20 protein-coding genes are annotated in these 24132 nt (G+C 40.5%); 5 read left to right on the top strand and 15 right to left on the bottom strand.

Annotated elements, in window-relative coordinates; translation table 11 throughout:
* Window positions 1–252: hypothetical protein (locus Q0212_RS11455; RefSeq protein WP_297925582.1), on the top strand; the 252-nt coding region annotated here is incomplete at its 5' end.
* A 52-nt stretch (window positions 253–304) separates the two neighbouring features.
* Here the strand turns inward: Q0212_RS11455 and Q0212_RS11450 are convergent.
* Entirely contained in the window at window positions 305–445 is a 141-nt protein-coding gene (locus tag Q0212_RS11450) for a hypothetical protein (RefSeq protein ID WP_297925580.1), read from the bottom strand.
* Between the two features lie 126 nt (window positions 446–571).
* Between Q0212_RS11450 and Q0212_RS11445 the strand changes: the two genes are divergently transcribed.
* Entirely contained in the window at window positions 572–799 is a 228-nt protein-coding gene (locus Q0212_RS11445; protein WP_297925578.1) for a type II toxin-antitoxin system Phd/YefM family antitoxin, read from the top strand.
* Window positions 727–1179 (top strand): type II toxin-antitoxin system VapC family toxin, encoded by a 453-nt coding sequence (locus Q0212_RS11440; protein WP_297925575.1) that lies wholly within the window; start codon window positions 727–729, stop codon window positions 1177–1179. Before Q0212_RS11445 ends, Q0212_RS11440 begins: the two co-directional genes overlap by 73 nt.
* Before the next feature lie 8 nt (window positions 1180–1187).
* Here the strand turns inward: Q0212_RS11440 and ppc are convergent, their stop codons facing one another.
* The 14 genes from ppc to gmk all read right to left on the bottom strand — a co-directional run bounded on the left by ppc (window position 1188) and on the right by gmk (window position 20943).
* Window positions 1188–3872, bottom strand: coding sequence for a phosphoenolpyruvate carboxylase (gene ppc, locus Q0212_RS11435; protein ID WP_297925574.1), 2685 nt, complete (start codon window positions 3870–3872; stop codon window positions 1188–1190).
* 244 nt (window positions 3873–4116) lie between these two features.
* On the bottom strand, window positions 4117–4869 hold the full coding sequence (locus Q0212_RS11430; protein WP_297925572.1) for a TIGR04219 family outer membrane beta-barrel protein: 753 nt from the start codon (window positions 4867–4869) through the stop codon (window positions 4117–4119).
* A gap of 40 nt (window positions 4870–4909) precedes the next feature.
* On the bottom strand, window positions 4910–5290 hold the full coding sequence (locus Q0212_RS11425) for a RidA family protein (RefSeq protein ID WP_297925570.1): 381 nt from the start codon (window positions 5288–5290) through the stop codon (window positions 4910–4912).
* A 73-nt stretch (window positions 5291–5363) separates the two neighbouring features.
* Window positions 5364–6734: an exopolysaccharide Pel transporter PelG gene (gene pelG / locus Q0212_RS11420; protein WP_297925568.1), complete on the bottom strand. Its 1371-nt coding sequence runs from the start codon at window positions 6732–6734 to the stop codon at window positions 5364–5366.
* Window positions 6734–8284, bottom strand: coding sequence for a GT4 family glycosyltransferase PelF (gene pelF, locus Q0212_RS11415; RefSeq protein WP_297925566.1), 1551 nt, complete (start codon window positions 8282–8284; stop codon window positions 6734–6736). The genes pelG and pelF overlap by 1 nt, the downstream gene beginning before the upstream one ends.
* 1 nt (window position 8285) lies before the next feature.
* On the bottom strand, window positions 8286–9284 hold the full coding sequence (locus tag Q0212_RS11410) for a hypothetical protein (RefSeq protein ID WP_297925563.1): 999 nt from the start codon (window positions 9282–9284) through the stop codon (window positions 8286–8288).
* 11 nt (window positions 9285–9295) lie between these two features.
* A complete protein-coding gene (locus Q0212_RS11405; RefSeq protein WP_297925560.1) occupies window positions 9296–10654 on the bottom strand; it encodes a PelD GGDEF domain-containing protein in 1359 nt (452 codons plus the stop codon).
* 18 nt (window positions 10655–10672) lie between these two features.
* On the bottom strand, window positions 10673–11200 hold the full coding sequence (locus Q0212_RS11400) for a DUF4136 domain-containing protein (RefSeq protein WP_297925558.1): 528 nt from the start codon (window positions 11198–11200) through the stop codon (window positions 10673–10675).
* 14 nt (window positions 11201–11214) lie between these two features.
* Window positions 11215–14019 carry a tetratricopeptide repeat protein gene (locus Q0212_RS11395; protein WP_297925556.1) on the bottom strand — a complete coding sequence of 935 codons (2805 nt, stop codon included), beginning with the start codon at window positions 14017–14019 and terminating at the stop codon, window positions 11215–11217.
* A complete protein-coding gene (locus Q0212_RS11390; RefSeq protein WP_297925554.1) occupies window positions 14016–14921 on the bottom strand; it encodes a hypothetical protein in 906 nt (301 codons plus the stop codon). The genes Q0212_RS11395 and Q0212_RS11390 overlap by 4 nt, the downstream gene beginning before the upstream one ends.
* Window positions 14884–17673, bottom strand: a complete 2790-nt coding sequence (locus tag Q0212_RS11385) for a bifunctional glycoside hydrolase 114/ polysaccharide deacetylase family protein (RefSeq protein WP_297925552.1) — start codon at window positions 17671–17673, stop codon at window positions 14884–14886. Before Q0212_RS11385 ends, Q0212_RS11390 begins: the two co-directional genes overlap by 38 nt.
* A gap of 133 nt (window positions 17674–17806) precedes the next feature.
* Window positions 17807–19918 (bottom strand): bifunctional (p)ppGpp synthetase/guanosine-3',5'-bis(diphosphate) 3'-pyrophosphohydrolase, encoded by a 2112-nt coding sequence (locus Q0212_RS11380; protein WP_297925550.1) that lies wholly within the window; start codon window positions 19916–19918, stop codon window positions 17807–17809.
* A 54-nt stretch (window positions 19919–19972) separates the two neighbouring features.
* A complete protein-coding gene (gene rpoZ / locus Q0212_RS11375; RefSeq protein WP_297925547.1) occupies window positions 19973–20230 on the bottom strand; it encodes a DNA-directed RNA polymerase subunit omega in 258 nt (85 codons plus the stop codon).
* 98 nt (window positions 20231–20328) lie between these two features.
* Window positions 20329–20943 carry a guanylate kinase gene (gmk, locus tag Q0212_RS11370; protein WP_297925545.1) on the bottom strand — a complete coding sequence of 205 codons (615 nt, stop codon included), beginning with the start codon at window positions 20941–20943 and terminating at the stop codon, window positions 20329–20331.
* Between the two features lie 146 nt (window positions 20944–21089).
* On the opposite strand from gmk, the gene Q0212_RS11365 reads away from it, so the two are divergent.
* Together Q0212_RS11365 and ppk2 are read left to right on the top strand one after the other, a co-directional pair.
* On the top strand, window positions 21090–22430 hold the full coding sequence (locus Q0212_RS11365; protein ID WP_297925543.1) for a DUF3422 family protein: 1341 nt from the start codon (window positions 21090–21092) through the stop codon (window positions 22428–22430).
* Between the two features lie 318 nt (window positions 22431–22748).
* Window positions 22749–23924 carry a polyphosphate kinase 2 gene (ppk2, locus tag Q0212_RS11360; protein ID WP_297925541.1) on the top strand — a complete coding sequence of 392 codons (1176 nt, stop codon included), beginning with the start codon at window positions 22749–22751 and terminating at the stop codon, window positions 23922–23924.
* Window positions 23925–24132 lie beyond the last annotated feature (208 nt).

Raw genomic sequence — 24132 nt, 5'->3', positions numbered from 1 at the left:
ACAGATAAATGCGTTAATTATATCAATCGAGAAGATTTATATTTAAAATGGAAAACAGAGGGTGAAAAGAATGGATATAATTTTAAATTCTACCCAAAAGTTGAAGCAACAATTATAGGTAATATACCATTTGATGCGATTCAATGTGTTTATTTATATGATTCAGAAAGTAAAAAATATCACAAAATAGATGTTTGTAATTCTACTGAAATGAAAAATTTAGAAATTTTGTCTATTCAGGAAATGGCTTGAATTTAACTTAAATATGTCCATGCGTCCCTATCTTCACGAAGTTGTTTAACTGTTAAATCAGGATTTTTTTATCTACAAGGGCTTGACCACAGCCAGCGAATTTCATCAGTTTATTTAAACGCTCTTGTTTATTTTGATGAATAGGACGAAGAAAAATTCCTTGAGTGGTTATTTTTATATAAACATCAATCATAAAATAAGCTAAACACTCTTTTTCTCATCATAACATGTCTTAGTACACGATATTGCCACATAGCAAAATACTTGCATAAAAATTGATTAAGTGTACACTTTAAAGTAGATACTTGGAGGGTGAATCATGCAAGTTTCAACCAAAGAACTACGCACACAGTCAGGAAAAATTATTAACCAAGTCCAACATGGACAAGAAGTGATTGTCACTTATCGAGGGACAGCATTCGCAAAAATTGTTCCAATTCAACCACAAAACGAAGAAGTCAATATTTTTGGTATGTGGCAAGAACACGACAATCATTTAAGCGTGGACGATACGGTAAGAGAAATGAGAAAAGGACGACAGTTTTGATTATTGATACAGATGTTCTGATTTGGTACTTACGAGGAAAACAATCCGCAAAAGACTGTATAGAATCTCATCTTCCTTTTTCAATTTCTTCTGTGACCTATATGGAATTGTTGCAAGGTATGAGAAATAAACAGGAAAGTAGCCAATTACAAAAGGCTCTACATTATTGGAATGTACATATTATTCACATTGACCAAGAAATTTCTTCACGAGCAACATTTTATGTACAGGCTTATGCGTTAAGTCATTCCATGCAAATGGCAGATGCGTTAATTGCAGCAACAGCCGTGCAGTTTGGAGAAACATTAATCACGGCAAATGATAAACATTATAAATTTATCCCGAATTTGAATATTCAAAAATTCATTCCTGACTGTTAGAGTGCTATTTAACCCGTATTGCGTAAACCTGCGGCAATACCTGCAATAGTGACCATTAAAGCATGGTCATAAACCGTGCTTTCTTGCGCTAAAATGCGTCGACGTTTCATCAGTTCCGCTTGTAGCATGTGTAACGGCAAAATATACGGAATCCGTACCGTCATTGACCGTTTTAACACAGGTGCTAAGGCTAATAATTCTTGTCGTTCAACGATACTAAATAAAATTTTAATGGTTTTTTCTAAACGCGCACGTAACAACTGCCCTAAATTGTGTAGAGCAGGATCATCTGTCAGTTGTTGTTCGTAATGTGCGGCAATTGCTGAATCGGCTTTGGCTAATACCATTTCGAGCATATCTAACAAGGTTTGAAAGTATGGCCAATGCTCACGCATGTCTTTAATGACAGGCGTGTAACCATCACGCATGGCATGACTCAATGCCCGACCTGTGCCTAACCATGCAGGCAACATTAAGCGCACTTGTGTCCATGCAAACACCCAAGGAATCGCACGTAACGATTCAATGCCTCCATTCATCTGACGGCGAGCAGGGCGAGAGCCAAGTGGCAACATTTGTAGTTCTAGCTCAGGCGTGACGGTGCGTAAATAACGAATAAACTCAGGCTCGCCATGAACCGTTTCTTTATAAACGGCTAAAGAAGTTTGCGTCATGCGAGTCATCAATTCGCGCCATTCTGCTTTAGCTGTAGGAGGAGGGAGCAAGGTTGCCTCTAAAGTCGCTGCTGCATATAACTCCAAATTGCGTAAGGCGATGCCTTGCATACCAAATTTAAAACGAATCATTTCGCCTTGTTCGGTGACGCGAATTTTTCCTTGTACCGATTCAGGGGGTTGAGACAACAATGCTTGATGGGTGGGCGCACCACCACGACTAATGGAGCCACCACGACCATGAAATAAGGTCAGTTTAATGCCATGTTGTTTGGCAACCGCCGTCAGTTCTTCTTGGGCACGATATTGTGCCCAATTGGCGGTTAAAAAGCCTGCATCTTTGGCGGAGTCAGAGTAACCAATCATCACTTCTTGATGACCATTAATCGCTTGTTTATACCAATCAATGCTTAATAAGGCATCTAAACACTGAGCCGCATTGTTGAGGTCTGCCAAGGTTTCAAATAACGGTACAACACGCATCGGTTGGGCAATTTCGGCTTCTTTTTGTAACAACATTACCGCCAAAACATCACTAGCTTGTTTGGCCATCGAAATCACATACGCACCCAATGACTCCGAGGGTTGTTGTGCCAACATCTTAAACGTCGCCAAAACTTCTTGTACAGGGGCTTGGTTAATTAAGCTATCTGCCTGTGTTTTTAAGTGACGAGGTAATAAAGGCCGAGGATTATTGAGTTCTTGCAGTAAAAATTCACGACGTTGTGTTTCATTCCATTCTTGATAATCACCCAGTTGTAAATAATCGGTAATGGCATTGAGCGCATCTTTGTGTCGGGTCGATTCTTGACGAATATCGAGCTTGAGCAGTTGCAAACCAAAACAGGCGACACGGCGAATAATGTTAGCAAGTTCATCATGGGCAATGTCGGCCATATTGCAGCTAATTAATGATTCATAACACAATAATAAGGGTTGTAAAAGTTGTTCGCTGTGTTGATAAATTTGGCTATCATCATAAATCTCACCACGTAAACGTGCAGTGAGCCAATCACGAGTTGCCGCCAAACGATCACGCACCCCGCGCAATAACTCGCGATAGGGTTCACGGCAATTATCGCCCACCACAGCACGTAGGGAAGGGCTACAATCTTGCATGGATAATTCGCCACGCAAGGCATCAATATCACGCCAATAAAGGTCTGCCGCTTGCCAACGGGATAACAATAACACCTCTTGAGTCACGGCATGAGTGACATTGGGATTGCCATCACGGTCACCGCCCATCCATGAGGCAAAACGAATGGGTGCATGCGTTAAGGGCAGATGATGGCCTGTATGCTCAAAAACAACACCATCAAACTCACGCAGAAATTGTGGAATGCTATACCATAAAGTTTGTTCGATAGTCGCAAAACCCCATTTGGCTTCATCGACAGGAGTGGGGCGTTGACGACGAATTTCATCAGTGCGCCATGCTGCAATAATATGGCGTTTGAGCTTGTCGAGTTGATGTTGGCGTTCAATTGGTGTTAGATGAACATAATCAAGGGCTTGTAAGCACTCGGCAATATTATCGTATTTTTGAATCAGGGTACGGCGACTGACTTCAGTGGGGTGAGCTGTTAAAACTAGCTCAATATCGAGTTGTTGAATGGCTTGCCAGATTTGTTCGGGGGTTAAGCCTTTTGCTAATAAACGTGGTAGTAATTCACGAATTGAGCCAGCTTGTGCGGGTGAACCTTCAAGTCGTTCCCATGCTCGATGACGGCGAACATGGTGATATTGTTCGGCAATATTGGCTAAATTGAGAAATTGGGTAAAAGCACGGGCAACAGGCAAAAGTTCTTCATCACTCAGCGCGGATAATACTTGGTTAAGTTGTTGACTCGCTTGTTTATCGCCGTCTCGGGCTTGTTTGCCCAAGACACGAATTAGCTCAACTTTGTCATACAAGCTTTGGCCAACTTGCTGACGTAAAGTTTCACCCAATAAACTGCCCATTAAACGCACATCATCACGTAATGGTGCGTGGACATCAAGATTGCTTTCGCTCATCGCCTTAATCTCCCTGAGTCGTAGCGCGGGTTGACGAAGGAAACCCACGATTTATCTAAATCAATAAGATGGGTTTCGTACCTCAACCCATCCTACGCTTGGTTTGATAGTAGCGGATTTAGAGGCGATAACCTAGCAGCTTATGAGGCAAATTTTGCAGCTCTTGAGCATTAATAAAATAGAGTTTGGAGACGAGATTATTAACAAAATCCGTCCTAGTCTTAGGACGGATAACTATTATTTGTTAGAAGTGCATTTCTAAGCCAAGATAAGGCCCTTTAAATTCAATATCTGCATCAGTGCTTTCAACATCTTCTAATGTGGCGCTGATTTGGCGATAGCCTGCTTTGATGCCAATATCAATCGCTACATTATCCACAAAATTGTACATAATTTCGGCTTGGACATCACTTAAACTAGAGCCATTGTAACTGACACCTGTAACATCGGCTTTGACGCTCAAGCCTGTCAGTGGAAGCTTGGCTTGTGCTGAAACATAAGCCATAGGAATGGTTTCTTTAATGCTAACGGTTTTTTTGTTGAGGCCATTTACTTCTTTGGCAACAATATCACCATCAATCAGCTTTGCTGCAATACCAATGTCAGCACTGACGACATTATCGAGCACTTCATAATATAACACCATATCGGTACTGGTCAGGTCGATATCAAGATTTACGTCTTGGCTAAAGACAAAATTAGCAAATTCAAAGCTAGCCACTTTTTTGGTGTCGTTGCCTTGTAATGCGGTATGACGTAAACGAATATTTGGCACAATCGGAACAGGATGTTCAATACTCAATGACAAAGAGGCTTGATTCTTTTGGTCAAACACAAAATTGCTTTTATTTTTATTGGTTTGCGCAACATCGGCTTTGCCATCATATTGCCAATAATCAGCACTGGCATAAATACCTAAAATAGTGTCCGCCTGTGCCAAACTAACGCCAGATAATGCTAACAGTGCAGCACATAAAGTAGAAATATAACGTGTCATTTTATCATTCCTATATAAAAATTTAAGACTGTCGAAGCGTTTAAGCCAACTCCATCACTCCATCCATTTCGACTTGTGCGCCGCGTGGCAAAGAAGCCACCCCAACGGCTGCACGAGCAGGATAGGGCTGTACAAAATAACGTGCCATAATTTCATTCACTAAAGCAAAGTTGGCTAAGTCTGTTAAGAAAATATTGATTTTGGCAATATCTTGCAAACTACCACCAGCGGCTTCACAGACAGCTTTTAAGTTGTCAAATACTTGTACGACTTGGGCTTCAATGCCTTCTTTGAGTTGCATAGTTTGTGGGTCTAAAGCAATTTGACCTGATAAATACACGGTAGAACCCACTTTAACGGCTTGAGAATAAGTGCCAATCGCGGCAGGGGCATGGCTAGTGCTAATAATGGTACGAGACATGATATAAATTCCTATAATAATTCCAGTAAGTTTTGCCTCCCTTTCCCTGTCGGAGAGGGTTGGGGTGAGGGTATTATTGCAACATAAATGTGCTGTATTCTAACTCTTCAAAAACGCGGTCTAAAAAGCGGAAGCCAATCATAATACACACTAATAAAGCAGCCGCTAAACCGTAACCATAAAATTTAGGGCCTAAATATAAGGTAATTGCGGTAAATATGCCATTAAATAGCACAAACAGCGCGGTGAGTAATAAAACGATACGGCGTTTATCTAAGTAAAAAAAGACGTTAAGAATACCTAAAAAGACAACTTGTAAACCGACACTAATCAGATTGACAAATAATAACGGTAAATACAGTAAAGAAATGCCTAAGAAATTAAGAATAATTTCGCCAGCCACAAACACCGCTAAGGTGGTAATGGCTTGAATTTTAATAATCTGATAAATGCCCTGACGAATGGTAAACACCATCTCGTTACGCATTTTTTCCATGTATTCTAATGAGCCACCCTCACGCACGGCATTATAAAAATTATCATAAAATTCAACAAAGTCGGTTTCCATTTTAACTAAAAATACCGCCATGCCGGGAATGATTGAGAGATAAGCCAAAAAAACAGGAATATCGTAAATTAATGAGGCGCGTAATGGGCCAATGATAGGTTGGCTAGTTGGCTCATAAAACCAAAACATAAATTTATCGAGCCACAAACCAAAATTATAAAAAAAGCCTACCCAGACTAAACTCCAAAAAAACTGTCGTTTTTTGGCAAAATCAAAGGCAATAAAGTAGCTAGAAGGGTAGTTGCGTAAAATTAAAATCACCATGCCAATTAATAAAATAAATTGACCTAAAACAAATCCACCTAATAACCCTTCTAGTTTGTAGTTTCTTAATAGTAGGGCGAATAAGACGGTTGCCCCATAGCCAACGGCAAAACAATTTAAAATGGCTTTATATTGTTTCATACCTGACAAAAAGATGGTGGCAATCCAAATATCACATAACACCACAAATCCCGCTAACATTAATAAACGATACATAATGCTTTGTTGTGGAAATAAAAATAGGATAGCCAATGTGCCTAAAAAGCCACTAATTGCGGTTACCCCAAATAATAAACCATTAAAATTGGGTAAAATAATATCGGCACGTTTTTCAAACAGTCGGTCAGCGGTAAATCGGGTAAAAGCCAGTTGAACAAAGCCAGTTAAAATTAAACTTAAAGCAACAAGATAAGTGACACTCACTTGAAATTGAGTAATCAAAAATTCGGGTACAACAATCGCGGCACTCATTAAACCAATGACTAAAATGCCAACAATGGATAATACCCAAGGCCCAGAGCTGATAATGCCTGCATAAGCATAAGCTTGTAACATGCCTAATAAGCTATCTCTGCGTAGTAGTTTGCGTAACTCAAAACCAATACCAGCCATTAGCGTTTTCCTCTTGGGCAAGTGACTTGTTGTGACAGGTTTAAGGCTTGTTCATAGACGCTACGATAACGAGCAAACATCTGTTCTTGAGTGTAATAGCGTTCAACACGGGTAATGCCTGCGGCTTGTGCTTTGTGCCAACGTTCTGGGTCGCCTAATAGGGCAATAATGGCTTCAGCTAATTCGGTGGGGTTGGCGATACCAACGACAATGCCAGATTCACCAATAGATTTATCAATCGGTCCTAAGCCTTCTATTAATTGCCGACATGAACCGACATCGGTTGATACACACGGTACGCCTGCGGCATAACCCTCTAAAATAACTAAGGGTAAAGCTTCCGAAATGGAGCTAAGTACCAATAAGCCAACTTTGGGCAGCAATTCATCAATTTTTTGAAAGCCTAAAAATTTGACATGATCGTTTAAACCTAAACCATTAACCAAACTATGGCAATCGGCAGCATATTCGGGGTCTTCATCTTCGGGGCCTGCAATCCACGCTTCAACTTGTGGTAGTTGATTGGCAACGGTACGCATGGCACGAATAAAGGTTTTAATATCTTTGATTGGCACAACACGACCAATTAAACAAACGGTCATGGGGATTGTGTCGCTGCGGTTTTGCCGAACTTTTTCTAAATGGGGTAGGTTGATGCCGTTGGGAATATTTTCGGTGCGTTCAGCAGGCGCACCATCTTTAATTTGGCGTAAACGGTTGGTTTCATAAAGGGCAATAATTCTATCGGCATGATGATAACAATCGCGGCCTAAGGCTTCAAAAAAGCGAATCCATAAATTTTTAAAATAGGCAACTTCGCTGGAGTCTTTAGCCAGTGTGCCTCGATTATCACGAATCCATTCTGCTTGAAAAAGGTCGATTTTTCGTTCTTTAGTATAAATCCCATGTTCAGACAAAATTAGCGGTTTGCCGGTTTTTTGTTTCATTAACGCACCCAAAAAACCTGCATAACCTGTAGAAATGGTATGAAAAGCTTTAACGGGAATAAAACTTTCGGTCAAAGCCATTAGTCGCCAAATGGGGGCGTGCATGATGCGAATTGTCCAAAAATAATCGACAAAAGATGGATCGGTGCAGTGAGCGCGATATTGTTCGGTAATGTAATCCCATGCTTCTTTGCTGTATAAAAAATCATCTTCGGCATAACGGCCAGCAAGACGATGATTCATTATGCTGTTCAGTAATGATGTTTCTTGTTGCTGCATTTGTTCGGGATGCCGATATAGGTCATGCAAACAACGAATCTCTTTAAAAACTTGTGGGTTGCCTTTGCGTTTTATCACAGGTGGTTTGCTATGTGTTTCGTGCAAATAATGGGTTTCGAGATGCACAACATTATCAGGCAGTTGAAAACGCATATCACCATAATCTTCTGGGCGGCTACCAATAAAACATAAGGCAAAGGTATATTGTGGAAAGCCTTTAATAATTTGGTTAACCCAACTCGAAACGCCACCACTGACATAGGGGTAAGTGCCTTCGAGTAATAAACCAATATCTGCCGATTGTCCTTGTTTAATAACGGTCATGTTATTTGCTCCAATAATCGGCAGTCATTAATAGAGGACTCGAACCTTCACGTTCGTTAAGGTTTTTCATAATGCGTCTGGTGGTTTGATAATCTTGACGTAAAAAAGCTAATTCAGCCAAATAAGGCTCGGCGCGTGCTAAGGGAAAACCTTGCTTAATGGCAGTGCTAAAGCAGCCTGTTGCACGGATATAATCACCACGAATCGTCCACATTCGTCCCGAAATTGACCATAAACCTGCATCTTTGACTTTTTCTTTGAGTGCTTCGGTAGTGTATTTTTGTACTTGCTCTAAAGCAAAGTTACGCATGTCGCCTTGTACTAAGTTTTGATAGACCAATTCCCAATATAATTCGGCCAACTCACGTGCAGGTAAATAACGTTCTTGATTTGATATGGCTTTTTGATAACTGATTAAAGCGAGCTGTATTCGATGAGTAATATGTTTTTCTCGGCTGTCTAACATGCCATAAGCCAATAAACGTAAATCATCAGAGCTATCGCTAAGGGCTTCGCGCAAAATACTCGAGGCATGACGAGCTGGCATATTTTGCAAGGATAATAAGGCTTTCATGCGTAATTCTACAGGCGTGTCTTTGTCGGTGAGTTGCTGACGCACGCGAGCAGATCGCCAACCTGTTTCGTTGTTATGCTTAGGAAGCTCATATTCGGGGCTGTGAACAATTTTGATTTGGTGAGTATTGTTAAAATAAGGCAACCGACTTGCCACTAAAGAACCAATGGCAAAACCAAACAAACCAATAATAGAAATAAAAAAACTTAAACTAAATAATAAAAACATTACCCATAAGCGTGGTTGTTTGTAGTTGGCAGGCATTAATGTCCATGCAACAGGCGTAATGGCTAAGGATGCTAAGGCATGAAGAAAAAAGTATTGATAAATCAACCATGTGCTATTGCTTGATAAAAACAATAGTGCAATAGCCGATAACTCTAAACTAACTGCAAGTGTGACGAGTTTGCCATTGGTGCTTAGCATGATATTCGCCCTTAACTTTGTTTGACTAAACAACGTTCTAGCAAGTGATTGAGTAAATCAGCCGCAGGTCGTTCATTAACGAGAGCAGTGTAGGGTGTCATTTGTGCATCTGCAAATTTGCTGCAATTAAACATATCTTTGAGCCATTTTTGTGTGCGTAATAAATAACCTGTTACGGCAGCATCACCATGTAGTGGCATGAGGGTAATTAGAATATCTCGGTCTGATAAACGAATATCCCACGCAATATCCATTTGCCGCCGTTGGCGAACCATTTCGGCATAAATATCTTGGCGATGGACACTGTCTGAAAGCACAAAAGCGACAATACTAGATGGCAAACCACTTTCACGTTGAACGCGCTCTAATCTTAATAATTCAGAAGCAAAGTCGAGCGGGCATTTAGGGTTATCACGCAAAATTTTCATGGCTTGAGGAATAACTTTGACATTGTCGGCATAGTAGCCTAACAACACACTCAAAAATTGCAGGGTTTCTGAATTGAGTGATAAAAAAGGCATACGCTCTACGGTCAACAAACCAAAACATTGTTGATTAGTGGCAATCAATGGTGCAACAACGACATATTGACTGCTATGGCTATCCATTAATTGTTCGGTTTGTAGATGTGCGAGGCTTTTGTGTTCAAGCGCGTAACTGACTAAAGGGTCATCGACTTTAAAACTATGAACACTACCCAAATGGGTGACTGCACTGGCATTAATGTTGTCGTTGTGAATACTGTATAAACTGGCGACTTCTAATTGACAAGTTTGTGCGAGTAAATTGATTAAATCGGCCGCATGTGGCAAAGGATTTTTGTCGGTGTTAAAGCCGCCCTCAATCATCACTTGGCGCATATGGCTTAACGAATCACGCAAGGTCATGGGTTTAGTCAACATATCTTGCTCTAAACGCTCATGAGAGAGTTTTAACAAATAATGACGACGGGTTAATGACTCTAAACGCTCATTTAAGTAACCATTCGCTTCTCGTACCCGTTTTAAACGCACAATCCACACATCGGCAAACTCGCCTGCAAGCAAACTTAAAATTAAGCCACCCATAAAAAAGTGGGCAGGAAAAAGCTCAGTATTGTTGCTCAATGTATCCCAAGCCGACCAAGACAAAGAAATAATACCAATAGAGCCAATAGCGGCTAATGAGCCATAACGCAAGGCTAAGATTGTTGGGGCTAACCATAACCAAGGAAAGGGCAGATGCACCATAAATGGGTCTTTAGGATTTGACCATGCACCAATCGCAATGGTTGCTAAGGTAAACAAAACAATTTCGACAACCATTAGCCGTCCTGCTTGTTTGGGGGCAAAGGCAGCAGCTAATTGACGGCGAGTAAACAAATGCAACATGGTCAAATACCTAAATCATTAACGGCTTAACGCATTTTTTAACAGTTGATCAACCGTTTTTTGGGCAATAGCACTCACTGCTTCACGACTCCAACCTGTTTTGGCGGCTGTACCTGACCACACCACTTGACCTGTGCTTAAGTCAATAATATTGACGGTGACACCAGCCGCAGGTTCTCCATCCAAGCCAACTTTGTAACGCCATTCATCCACACTGGCCGCCACTGCATATTTTGCACCTGTGCTTTTGACGGCATTGAGAGCTTGTTCTTGATTACGGCGGTCAGCCAAGTCAAACAGACTCTCGTTGTTGTTATTACTTTGATAGACGCTTAATTGGTTAACCCCATTCACTCGTAATAAACTGGCGGTAATGCTATCCAAACGTGCGCCTGCTTGTGGGGTTTCGGTGTTGTTAATAGATGGCACTAATACCCATTGTGCGGAAGTATCTAATTTAGTGGTTTTGGGTGTCGTGTGTAGGGTTGAGCAACCTTGTAATAAAGATAGACCAATGACCAAAGCACTGAGTGAAAATTTAGACATGAAGCATTGCTCCTTTAATAAAATAAACGATAGCTGAGCTGCCAAGTTTGGCCTTGCTCGCCATTTTGTTGACCACTTTGACTACGTTGCAGTTGTAGTAGCAAACGGTCGTTACCGAAAATTGAACCTTGAATACCTAGCTGACCTGCAAAGCCTAAACCATTGGTATTGGCATGATTAACACCCAATTCGCCCAAAACACGCCAACCGCGTTGATATTGTTGAGGATTGACTTGGCCAAATGCCCACATTAAAGACCATTGTTGATAGTCTTGAGGAATGTAAAACTGGCTATTGAGCGATTGTCCTGCGACCGTGAGAGAACTTAAACGCTGATCTAGGTTTTGGGTATTAGTGCTAAATTGGCCGAGGCTATAACCCAGTTTAAGTACATGATCGAGTTGGTCGGCAAATAAACGATGACCAACTTGTAATTGAGAAATTTGGCCTGAACCCAAATTGTCGCCGTACTGAGTTAAATAATCATCTTGGGCAATATCGACTAACACATACTCTCGGCCTGTAATATTCCAAGTGCCATTTACCGCCAAACGGTTCTTTTTGCCTGCAACTAACAATGCCGTACTGTCTTCGCTTGTTTGTTGCTGTTGCCACTGCCAGCCCAAGCTCAAACGGCTATCAAGTTTATATTGCTGTTTAATAGCCCAACCAAGTTCATGTTGCCACTGTTGAATTTGTACAGAAATTTGCTGTTGTTGGCGATGATACATAGCCGTGAAAGCGAGGCGTTGTTGACTCGCTAAATCATTGCTAAAAATACTTTGGTCTAAGCTTTGATATTGATTTTGTTCAATATCTGCTTGTAAACGCCAATCTTTGTTGAGGGGTGTTGTCCAACTTACTGTGGTATTTTGCCGTTGTAACGCACCTAATTCTTGCTGTTTGTGGCTAATATCAACGGTATGACCACGCTCGCTGAATAAATCACGATAACGGCGATGTAGCTCATCGTCATTAGGATAATCGTCTTGCGTGTTAAAGGCTAAATCTTCGGCCAAATCTGCACGATTGACACGTATGGCGGCTTCAATACGATCATAAATTGGCAAGTTGGCAAGCTGATTAGACAATAAGTGATTCAGTTGATTTTGGTCTTGTTGCTGTAAGGCTAAATTTAGGCTAGCCCAACTGGGAGTTGATTTGTGCGCGTGTTGAGCAATTAATTGTTGAGCGCGGTCGTTATGCTGATGATTGAGCAACCACCCTAAATAAATCTCATGTTCAAATTGCTGATAGGCATGATGGCGAAGATGTTGTGCTAACAATAATTGACTTGCATCACCTGTTTGTTGATTAAGTTGTAAAGCAAACAGTTGTTGTTGTAATTGTTGCAAACGTCCGTCTGTTTCTTGCTGAATACGCTGTTGACGTTGTTGCCAAATTTGTTGTTGTAAGGCTTGTGCCTGTTGAGTTGCACCTGTATTGGCCAAGAGCTCGGCTAAGTTTAAACCTGCTAAACTATCTTGAGGATTGCTTTGATAATAAGCATATTGAAACGGCAACGCCTGTTGTGGCTTTTGTAAAAATAACCACCCATTTGCCCATACTTGCCATAAAGCAGCTTGACGTTGCGCTTGGCGGTGTGCCGCTTGTAATACCGTATTTAAGTCAGTGCGTTTGTTTTGCTCTATCAAAACACCCACTAAAGCATTTAATAAACGGCTTTGTTTGGGGGTTAATTTAAGAGCCAGTTCAAAGTCAGCTTGCGCCTTTACTAATTGTTTTTGTTGCCAATAAAATTGACCACGTTGCTCTAAAAATAAGGGGTTTTGTTCAAATTTTTGCAGTTCTTCTGTGGTTAATAAGCTCAAAAAACGCTCTATGCCTTGTGGGTAATTAGCTTTTTGATAGGCATATAACAAACTTAGAACGGCATTATCTCGTTTGTATAAACGATAAGATAACTCGCTTAAAAAGGCCGCATTAAGTGGATTTTTTTCGGTTTCTAGAGTGGCATAATTAATCAAATCACCATCAACAAATAAAAATTCCTCAGTAAGTTTTTGATAAGCACGTTGAGCAATATCGGTTTTGTTTAATAATCTGGATAACTCAGCATAAGTATGCCAGTAATCTTGGGCGCGATCGGGCATATGATGTTCTAATTCAGACAAACTTTGCCATGCTTCGACTAATTTGCCACGCTGATACCACAATGCGGCACGTCTTAATAACCATGTTTGGTCAACAGGTTTAAATAGGCTGATGAGTTGAGAATAAGCATTAATCGCGCGCTCGTCTTGGCCTGCACGTTCAGCCAAATTAGCTTCGGCGGTTAGTAGGGCGCGTTTGGCTTGGCTTTTGTGTCGAAGTTGTGCCAAAAAATCTAAGCCAGCAACAGATTCACCTAAACGCTCATAAATTTGCACAAGCGTCTCTATTTCGGCGGCATCATTGGGTTTTAAACCAACTTGACGCTGTTGATAGATGAGGAGTGCTTTATCGTCATATAAACCAATGGCCAAACGTTTAACATTATCCCAAGCCGATTGTTGACCTGTTTTTTGTGCGTAGCGTAACCAGATAGGCAGAGCTTCTTCAGGTTTGCCAAGCCATTCAGAAACTTGGGCAAAACGTTCTAACCAAAATAAATTATTAGGCTCTACCGATACTGCTTTTTTGGCAACTTGCCATGCGGCAGGTAGATTTTTATTTGCTAGATATACATCAAAACCTAAACGATAACGTAAATCATCAAACTGAGCTTGTGGACTGCCTGCTTCTTGGGCAATATCAAGCGTTTCGGCACTAGCGGCTAAACTTAAAGTACACAAGCCAAGCGCATACAGCCACTTCATGGGGTTGCTCCTGTGGATGGCGAGTTAATGCGTTGTTTGAGCAGTAACGCAACATAATATTGAGCAATATCGGGGCGATTGGCCGATAAGGCTAAACGTGCTAAAAATTCAATAGTGGCGGCATCATGAATAAACACACCCACATACATTTGCCCCGCAGCAAGGGCATCATTGACTAAATTGCCTGCTTGCAAAGCTTTTACGCCTGACAAAAAAAATGTTTTGCGTTGCGTTAAATTAGTACAGTAGGGCATAGCCTGAAAAAAACTGCGCGCAGCAGAGCGATATTGGCCTTGTACCATATAAAGTTGAGCAAGCTTTTCAAACCATTGTGGATTGACCGCTGAGGCACTAAAAATTAACTGATAATAAAGTTCTTTGGCCAAGGTATAATCGGCAAACGCATAAGCATTACTGGCAAATTTTTCTAAGCGAGCTTGCGGCCATGAGTAATAACTAATTTTGCGTAATTGGCGCAAATACTGCTTGAGTGCATTATTAAAAGTGGCACTTTGTGGCTGATAAGTCCATAACTGACGTTCTAAAATATCTAACAACAAAATATTCGCTTTGCTTTCTTGTTCAGTGCTTAATTCTTTGACTTTAAAAATTGGATTAAGCACTTGTCGAGATTGAGAAATCTCTCCTTTATCAAAGAGACGCTGTGCTAACAAAATGCGTAAATGATGATCGTTTGCATCAGCTTTTAACCAAGCAAATAAATAAGCGATACTGACATTATCTGTGCGTGCCGAGCGTTCTAAATGACGTTGTAAGGTGTGTTCAGGATAAATCACCATAAAAGTTAGCAGGGTTAATAACCCAAAACCCAAAATTTGTCCTGTCGTGGCAAACCTTAAACGTTCAGGGAGTGCAGGAAAGTCTGAGCGAGCTAAGCTCATGAGCATCTACCTCCAGCAATAAACGGGAATTTTGTTGACGTGTTTTGAGTGCTTTGTCATTGGCTTTTAGTACACATTTTTGACTATTGGCAAAACTGACACGCAGTGGTTGGTAACTTTTGATATTAAAAGTTACACTATTTAGATAGCGTTGAAATTGGCTAATTTGCCCATTAGCTGATTCAATATAGGCAAGTGTAGAAGGCGTGTCTTGTATATTTATATCAAGATTATTGTTCGCTAAATGCAAATATCGCTCTTGATTATGGTGATTAAAGCCCATTAACTGCGGACTATGATTAAAATCAATGGATTGAGGATGATTAAAACGTAAGGTTTTTAATTGATTATTGCCGCGAATACGATAACCTTGTGGGCTGCGTGCAATCGCTAAGTCGTTAAAATCTAAAACCTTTTGAATATATTCCGAGCTATAAATAGGTAATATGGGTTGCTTTAATGCCCATTGATAAATTTTATGTAAAGAATTGGCTCCTGCTGTTTTAGAGACCAAATAAGAGTGATAATAAATATTAATTGGTTTAAAACGATAGGGTTTGTCGGTTAATTCAAAGGTTTCAATCACGCGCTCAAAACCATAAAAAGGGCCTGTCCACAAATTGGTATAAACGTTTTCGTTTTGATTAGGCGCAAATACTTGGAAGTTATTACCTTTTTTAAGACCTAATCCTGCAATACGCGTCCATGAATTATTAGAACGAGTAATGGTGGTATCGCCACCATTCATATTTAACACCCCTGTTTTAACGGTTTCAGCCAATGCTTCGGGAGTAGCAACACAGTTACCTGTCCACAAAAATACTTTAACTTGTTTGTTTTTTGGAGCAAGTTTTTGATTGATATAATTAATGGAGCCAGCAACTTCGCGTTCAACCTTATATTTGTAGCCTTTGATGGGTAAATGATAGCTTTCGTAATTGCCCTCATCATCGGCACTTTGTTGTGCCTTACTCCAAAAGAAGGGATGTGAATAAGAGTGGCTAGCCAATTCTATCCACGGTAAAGCATAAATATCGCGTGCTATTTTTTCTAAAGCAGGGGATTGTTGTGGATACAAACCTTCTGCACCTAACTCACCCTCAATAATCGACATGGTAGTGGGGATTTGATAACGTTTAAAAAAATCATCCAACAATACTTGGCCATTAAATGGTCGAGTTGCACGTTCGGCAATACTCATAAAGCCATCACCATCTATGTGCACCATTAATAAACGATGGCCGTTTTCGGTAGTCACATCGGCAATGGGGCGTTGTTCATCCAGTTTTAAGGCTTTGGTTAAAAAGCTAATCGGATTAATTAACCAGCGTTCGCCACCTTCCTTAGCTGGTAGAACATCCACGGTATAAGGTGCAAGGACATATCCACCCCAATCGGTTAAGGCCGCAGGATGATAATTTTGTTGAGTTTGAGGATTATGTAAGGTGAGTAAAGGCTGTGTTGCTGATTGTAATTGCACACCATATAACTCTTCGGCACGGGCAACCACAGGCAGTTCAAAGCCCATCATTTTATCAGTGTGCTTGACTTGTAGCGGAATATTGCTATTAACATCAACGCTGCGTAAACCCAACTGATTAAATAAACCTGTCTCGGCAGAAAAGCCAAAACGGCTAAAAATGGCAATAGGTAGTCCTTGTTTGATGTGTTGGCTTAACCATTGGGGATAAGTACTATTATTGGCAATATCATCACTATTAATCCAACTAATAATGCCAGCATAACGTCCGACTAAATTTTTATTGGGAAGTTGGCTATTAAAGGGGATAAACTCAGGCACTAAGCCCAAATAAGCCAATGGCGCACCTAAAAATCGAACTGCATCATGATAGTGTAGGTCGGGGGCTTCATTGGGGTTATAAATTACCAATACTTTACGAGGTAAAACCTCTAAATTACCTACACCTAAGCTATCCAAATCGCCTGTTGTTACCCAAGGGATAAAACCCTCTTGACGAATTTTGCTGGCGGTTTGTCGAGCAAGCTCACGCTCGGCATTAGGTACATAATCAATCACTAAAATAGGCAATTGATAGTTGTTTTTGACTTGCTGTAATTGATTAAGCAGCCACGCACGATCTTCACTTTTAACAGTTTGATATTGGTTTGCGCCTGCATTCCAACTTTGATATAGAGATTCGGCAGCCACCATAAAGGCAGCATCATGGACTTGTGGCAAAATTTCAAAACCACGATTAAAGATTAATTTAGCCTCTGGCCAACGTTGTTTAATGGTTTTAATGGTATTTATTAGCCCCTGTTCTTGGGCTTGGCGTTGTTGCTGAGTTTGACTAATTAATTGATAAGAATCTAAAGTATCTAAAAAAAAGCCACGATAGCCTTTTGCCCAAAGCGGAGCAACCACTTGTTCGGCAAAAAAGTTTGGCCACTCAGGTGAGCTTTGGTCAAGGACATAACTATCCCATGCCTGATTTTTGCTTTTTAGCCAGTTTTTAGGAATTTGCTTAAAGTAGGCTTTGCTACGGTGAACTTCGCCGACACTGGCATAGGCAAATAGTTGGCTATATTCAGAATTATAGGTTTGTGGCTCAATGTTGGCATGGTCAGGGTCAACCACGACAATATCAAAGGTACGGAGTTCGTTGAGAGGGGGATTAGCCCCATAAAATAAAGCAACATTGGGTGAGGTGGCATATGTATTTGTGCTTAAAACCAAGTTTAAGTAGCAAACTACGATCATCAAAAAATAACGATAAAGGTGTTTTACCATCAATCAATATGCCTACTAACCAAGTTGTATATAATTAATGGCACCGATTATAGCTTTTTTGTTGATGAATTTCATGTTTTTTTGTAAGTTTTTTGGACGAAAGGCAAGGAAAAACAGATGAATACAACAGGCTTTAGTGTTTGACGCGGGTAACTTTTTCGATGCCATTTAGAATACGTAGACGTTTGATGATTTGTGCTAAATGAATACGGTTTTTGACACTAATACCAATCAGAATAGTGGCATGACCTTGATCATAGTCTTGTTTGCTATTAATGCTTTCAATATTAGATTCGTGTAAATCTAATGCACGGGTAATTTCGGCCAAAATACCTCGTTGATTTACCGCTTCGATGGCTAATTCGCTAGAAAAATCGCGGATGACTTCCTTCGCCCATTGCAAAGGAACACATTTATCAGGATTGTTGCGTAATTCATTAATCAAATGATGGCATACATCCCGATGAACAACGATACCTCGTCCTGCACTAAGATGACCAAAAATACTGTCACCGGGTAAAGGATAACAACATCGGGCATAGGATAAAACTAAGCCTTCTGTGCCTTTGATGGCAAGGCGGCGTTTGTGATGACGTGAGGCATCTTGAGGATTGTCAGGCAACAAACGTTGTGCGACTAATTGCGGTGCACGATTGCCTAAACCAATATCTTCTAACAATAAATCGAGTGTGGAAAAATTTAGCTCATGTAGTACAAGTTGTAAGATATTAGCATCAATTTTTGACAGTTTTGTGCCATAGGCTGCTAGTGATTTTTCTAATAAACGACGACCTAAGTCAACTGATTGATCTTGCTGTTGACTCTTTAAAAACTGACGAATATTACTGCGGGCTTTACTAGTAATGACAAAATTGAGCCAATGGGGATTAGGCATAGCTCCCGCAGCAGTAATGATATCAACGGTTTGACCTGTCGTTAAAATTTGACTTAATGGTGCTAAACGGCCATCCACTTTGGCAGCAACACAACTGTTGCCAATATCAGAGTGCACGGCATAGGCAAAATCAACAGGTGTTGCGCCTTGGGGCAGGGTTAAAATTCGACCTTTAGGAGTAAAAACATAAACTTCATCAGGAAATAAATCGGTTTTGACGTTTTCGACAAAATCTAAAGAGTCGCCTGTATTTTGTTGTAGCTCAAGTAAATGAGACATCCATTCTTGAGCATGAGCTTGGGCGCGATTATCAACACGGTCTTGATTGAGCCAATGGGCAGCAACCCCATACTTGGCCATTGCTTCCATACTTTCGGTACGAATTTGAACTTCGATAGGCACGCCACGTTTGCCCTTTAAAATACTATGTAAAGACTGATAACCGTTAACTTTGGGAATGGCAATATAATCTTTGAATTTATTGGGAATAGGCTTAAAGAGGTTGTGCGCCACACCCAAAGTACGATAACAACTGTCTAGTGTGTCCACAACAATTCTAAAGCCATAAACATCCATAATTTCGTGAAAAGACAAATGGTTTTCTTTCATTTGTCGATACACACTAAATAAGTGTTTTTCACGAGGGAGAATACGGCCATGAATCCCAGCAGCTTTAAGACTAGTTTCTAGGCTATGTTTGATAAACGCCATAGTTTCTTGACGATTTTGATAAGAAACTTTAACCGCTTTTTGAATTAAAGGTGCGCGTAGTGGAAAGAGTGCAAAAAAACACAAGTCTTCTAGTTCGACACGCACATCATTCATGCCTAAACGATTAGCGAGTGGGGCATAAATATCTAAGGTTTCTTGGGCAATACGTTTGCGTTTTTCGGGTTTAAGCACATCCAAGGTACGCATATTATGTAAACGGTCAGCCAATTTAACAATAATGACACGAATATCTCGGGTCATGGCTAACATCATTTTGCGTAAGTTTTCGGCTTGGGCTTCGGCTTTAGAAATATGACCGACTTTTTCGAGCTTTGTCACACCATCCACTAATTCGGCGACTTCTTCACCAAACATTTTGCTTAGCTCAGATTTACTGATGCCTGTATCTTCAATCACATCATGGAGCATAGCTGCCATCAAGCTTTGATGATCCATGTGCATTTGACTAAGAATATCAGCGACGGCTAAAGGATGGGTAATATAGGGTGTGCCATCACGACGCATTTGTGAACCGTGGGCGCGTTCGGCAAAAAAATAGGCGGCACGTACCGCAGCAATTTGGTCTTCGGCCAAATAACTGTTCAGATGTTGACAGAGGACATCTATACCAGTATTCATCGTTGGCTCAAAAAAGGGAGATTAAGGGAAGTTGTCCCTTAATCTGCATTGGAGTTAGAAAGTGCTAGTATCTAAGGCTAAATAAGGTTCGTTATCACGTTCTTCTTCAACTTTTTGCGATAAAAGGTGACGGTCAACATAACCTTCTGCAATTTCGCGTAAAGCCATAACGGTGGGTTTATCGTTATCCCAAGGTAAGAATGGCTCTTTGTTGCCAGTTGCCAATTGGCGAGCGCGTTTAGCAGCAAGCAATACCAATTCAAAGCGGTTTTCGACCGCACCTAAACAATCTTCTACAGTAACACGAGCCATGTCGTCGACCTCTTTTTGGCAAGACAGGATTACGCAGCTCATTACAATTAGCGCGTAAGTCCGAATAATAGTAGCGAACCCTTGATTGTAGGCGAGTATTAATTCGACAACAAGCCCTGAATGCGATCTGCATGACGAATAACTTGAATGTTTTGTCGTAAGCGAGAAGCTTTGACAATCGCAATCAAATCTTCGAGGGCAATATCAAAGTCATCATTAATCACGACATAATCAAATTCAACAAAATGACTCATATCACTAATCGCGCCATTGAGTCGTTGATTGATGATCTCGGCACTGTCTTGACCACGATTTTCTAAACGTTGGCGTAAAGCATCACGAGAGGGTGGCATAATAAAAATAGACACAGCATTGGGATAACTTTGGCGAACTTGTTGTGCACCTTGCCAGTCAATTTCTAAAATCACATCAATATCTTGATGTAAGTTTTCCTCAACCATGTGGCGAGCAGTGCCATAATAATTGCCAAAAACTTCGGCGTGTTCTAAAAATGCCCCTTGGCTAATCATGTCAACAAATTGCTCTTTGGCGGTAAAGTGGTAATGCACACCATCAAGCTCACCTGCACGTTTGTTGCGTGTGGTGTTGGAAATAGACACTTTTAAGTTTGGGCAGTTTTCTAATAAAGCTTTAACTAAGCTTGTTTTTCCTGTCCCAGAAGCGGCTGAGATAATAAATAAAGTTCCTGACATGGCTGTTATTCTTCAAAAGTAATCGAACTTACGCATTTCATCGAAATAAGCAATAACTGAGTAAGTCCTAAGTAAATTAAATATTGGCATTAAGTTTGCGGTAAAATAATACAGTTGTCCATTTTTGCGTAGGAATTATTGTCATTATGACTGATTTTTTAAATGCTGCTATGTTGAGTCGCACACATGCTATGTCATCTTTAAATGTAGAAGCCTTACATTTTCATCCTGAACGTGAACGTTTATTTAACGAATTGCATACTCGACCTTTTCCTGTGTTGGAAGTAGGCAGTAGTGTCTCACAAGTGGCTATTTTGCATCATGGTCAAAATGCCGAGGCTGAATATCAGCATTTGCAAAGTTTATGTGAACGTTATGCCGTACCACCGCCAGCGCGTGGATCATCCTGTTATTACCAAGGCTTTGGTGGTTTTGAGTTGCGTTGGGAACGTCATAATGAGTTTTCCACTTATACCGTCATTCATCGTGCCGATAAATTAGAGCCATTTGCTCATACGGCGTTATCGTTATTACCGTCAACGTGGTTATCAGGCTTAACAGGTCAAATTATCAGTGGCCAACATATTGATATTGTCCCGATGCCTGCCCAAGGTAATTTGCCTGATAGTATTCGCCATTATTTTGAAGGCCATCGTTTAATTAGCTCGTGGGTGGGTGACAATCAAGCACGATTGTGGACAGCCTATCGGATTCATAGCGATGGTTTTGGCCGAATTTTAATTCAAAATAATGGTTTAAATCCTTGTCAAACAGGTCGTTTGGTACGCCGTTTGTTTGAATTAGAAACCTATAGAATGATGGTGTTATTAGCATTTCCGCTAGCACGTTCGGTTGCGCCCGAAGTGGCTACTATGGATAAACAACTTGCAATTATTAATCAACAAATTAATGCGATTAATGGTTTAGAAGATGAGCGACGTTTATTAAGTCAATTATCGGCTTTGGCAGCACGTATTGAGCAGTTAATTGCCGATAGTAATTTTAGGTTTTCCGCTGCACGTGCCTATTATGATTTGGTGATGAGTCGTTTAGAAGATTTGCGCGAGCAAGAAGTGACAGGTTTACAAACCTTTAATGAATTTTTGCCACGCCGTTTAACGCCTGCGTTTAGAACCTGTGAATCGGTGAGTACCCATTTAGATGATTTGTCTAAACGGATTGATCGCGCTAGTGAGTTATTACGTACCCGTGTTGATCTAACCCTAGAGGCACAAAACCAAGCCTTGCTTCAGTCAATGAATCAACGTAGTAAAGTACAATTACAATTGCAACAAGCGGTTGAAGGTTTGTCGGTTGCGGCGATTAGTTATTATTTAGTCGGTTTGATTAAATATGTTGTTCATTCTGTGGCCGATATGGGCTGGTTAACTCATCCTGAGTTGTGGGTTGGTTTATCTGTGCCTGTGTGCGTGTTTTTGGTGTGGCGTGGTGTGCATCAGTTGCATAAAGGTTTGGAGCATAACTGATAAGAGCAACTTTGGAAATGGTTAACACTTATTCGTTGTCTTTTTAGGTGCACTGAACGAAGTCAAAGTAAAGGTTTTATGTTGCAAGAGCTAGTTAATTTTGCCAAAGTTCTGGTTGTTTAATTTGTATCAAAACCAATGCAATATCTATCACAAGATGCGCCATAACGAAATTAATTCCCCTACTAGAAGTAAGTCTTTAATGGGTTTATGATTATCCGAGTAGGGCTTAAATAACATATAGTAGTGGATACAAGATATAACCACCGTCAAATTGCCCTACAGATATTTTTATCAAATCAACTGTGGGGTAATTTTATGGCACAAGAGCAAGTATTAACCGTCACTGCATCTGAACCATCATCCACCAATAATAGTCCAAAACGTACACGCACACGACGTGTGGCACAAGGTGATATAGCACCAAGTTTACAGTCAGCACAAATTGATAAGCATACGGTTAATGAAGCGATTGGAGCAGCTCAGCAGGCACAAGTTGTTGCTTTGCAAGATATATTGAGTAATAACCATGTAGATGCTTCTAGTTTAGCAAAAAATTTAAAAACATTTTTAGAGGGTGTTTCACCTGATGATGCAGAAATCTTGCGTCAAAGCTTATTAGCTGAGTTATTGGAAGAAAGTCCAAAATTACCCGAAAAAATGGATGATGAGTTGGCTGAAGATTGGCGTGAAGGTGGTTATCCATATCGAAATTTGATGTTGCGTAAAAATTACGAAAAGCAAAAATATCAACTACAGGTCGAATTACTTAAATTACAAGCATGGGTTAAAGAAACGGGGCAACGAGTCATTATTATTTTTGAAGGGCGTGATGCAGCGGGCAAAGGCGGAACAATTAAACGATTTATGGAGCATTTAAATCCTCGTGGTGCAAGGGTTGTAGCCTTAGAAAAACCAACAGAGACTGAGCGTGGACAATGGTATTTTCAACGATATGTACAGCATTTTCCAGCCGCAGGTGAAATCGTTTTATTTGATCGCTCGTGGTATAACCGTGCAGGTGTAGAGCGTGTAATGGGGTTTTGTTCTCCTGAAGAGTACCGTGAATTTATGCGCCAAACTCCTGAATTTGAGAGAAACTTAGTGCGTAGTGGCATTCATTTGATTAAATTTTGGTTTTCGGTCAGCCGTGGTGAACAACGTCGTCGTTTTCGTGAAAGACAAGCGCATCCACTCAAACATTGGAAATTATCGCCTATAGATTTAGCCTCTTTAGATAAATGGGATGACTATACAAAAGCTAAAGAAGCGATGTTTTTTTATACAGATACAGTCGATGCCCCGTGGACAGTAATTAAATCGGATTGTAAAAAAAGGGCTAGATTAAATGCTATGCGTTATGTGTTGCATCGATTGCCTTATACCGAAAAAGATTTGAAACGTGTAGGATCTATTGATCCTTTGTTAGTTGGCCGTGCAAATGTGGTATTTGAGCGTGGTGAGCAAGTGTCATCTTTAGTGCCACAATCTTAAATGCTTATCAATATTTTTCAGCTTTAAGGTTGTATTAAGTTAATTAGCATAATATTGCACCCAAATCTAATAAATTTGGGTGTGATGATGCGTTTTCAAAAGCTATATGTAGGCGGTTTTTTGTTAGGTCATGGTTTAATAAATTCATTGGCCTTTGCCGAAACCATTAATTTTAGCTGTAGCCTGTATGTAGCATCGCGGAATACAG

Source organism: uncultured Agitococcus sp., from assembly GCF_937920075.1.
GTDB lineage: Bacteria > Pseudomonadota > Gammaproteobacteria > Pseudomonadales > Moraxellaceae > Agitococcus.
Note: the sequence above shows the minus strand (reverse complement) of the source record. Positions and strands in the feature narration are given on the sequence as shown.

Bases quoted from the DNA above. Each gene is read 5' to 3' on its own strand.
- Q0212_RS11430 (WP_297925572.1), bottom strand. From the start codon at position 4,869: ATGACACGTTATATTTCTACTTTATGTGCTGCACTGTTAGCATTATCT.
- Q0212_RS11410 (WP_297925563.1), bottom strand. From the start codon at position 9,284: ATGCTAAGCACCAATGGCAAACTCGTCACACTTGCAGTTAGTTTAGAG.
- Q0212_RS11445 (WP_297925578.1), top strand. From the start codon at position 572: ATGCAAGTTTCAACCAAAGAACTACGCACACAGTCAGGAAAAATTATT.
- gmk (WP_297925545.1), bottom strand. From the start codon at position 20,943: ATGTCAGGAACTTTATTTATTATCTCAGCCGCTTCTGGGACAGGAAAA.
- Q0212_RS11390 (WP_297925554.1), bottom strand. From the start codon at position 14,921: ATGAGCTTAGCTCGCTCAGACTTTCCTGCACTCCCTGAACGTTTAAGG.
- Q0212_RS11405 (WP_297925560.1), bottom strand. From the start codon at position 10,654: ATGTTGCATTTGTTTACTCGCCGTCAATTAGCTGCTGCCTTTGCCCCC.
- rpoZ (WP_297925547.1), bottom strand. From the start codon at position 20,230: ATGGCTCGTGTTACTGTAGAAGATTGTTTAGGTGCGGTCGAAAACCGC.
- pelG (WP_297925568.1), bottom strand. From the start codon at position 6,734: ATGGCTGGTATTGGTTTTGAGTTACGCAAACTACTACGCAGAGATAGC.
- Q0212_RS11400 (WP_297925558.1), bottom strand. From the start codon at position 11,200: ATGTCTAAATTTTCACTCAGTGCTTTGGTCATTGGTCTATCTTTATTA.
- Q0212_RS11395 (WP_297925556.1), bottom strand. From the start codon at position 14,019: ATGAAGTGGCTGTATGCGCTTGGCTTGTGTACTTTAAGTTTAGCCGCT.
- Q0212_RS11380 (WP_297925550.1), bottom strand. From the start codon at position 19,918: ATGAATACTGGTATAGATGTCCTCTGTCAACATCTGAACAGTTATTTG.
- ppc (WP_297925574.1), bottom strand. From the start codon at position 3,872: ATGAGCGAAAGCAATCTTGATGTCCACGCACCATTACGTGATGATGTG.
- ppk2 (WP_297925541.1), top strand. From the start codon at position 22,749: ATGGCACAAGAGCAAGTATTAACCGTCACTGCATCTGAACCATCATCC.
- Q0212_RS11425 (WP_297925570.1), bottom strand. From the start codon at position 5,290: ATGTCTCGTACCATTATTAGCACTAGCCATGCCCCTGCCGCGATTGGC.
- Q0212_RS11365 (WP_297925543.1), top strand. From the start codon at position 21,090: ATGACTGATTTTTTAAATGCTGCTATGTTGAGTCGCACACATGCTATG.
- Q0212_RS11385 (WP_297925552.1), bottom strand. From the start codon at position 17,673: ATGGTAAAACACCTTTATCGTTATTTTTTGATGATCGTAGTTTGCTAC.
- pelF (WP_297925566.1), bottom strand. From the start codon at position 8,284: ATGACCGTTATTAAACAAGGACAATCGGCAGATATTGGTTTATTACTC.
- Q0212_RS11450 (WP_297925580.1), bottom strand. From the start codon at position 445: ATGATTGATGTTTATATAAAAATAACCACTCAAGGAATTTTTCTTCGT.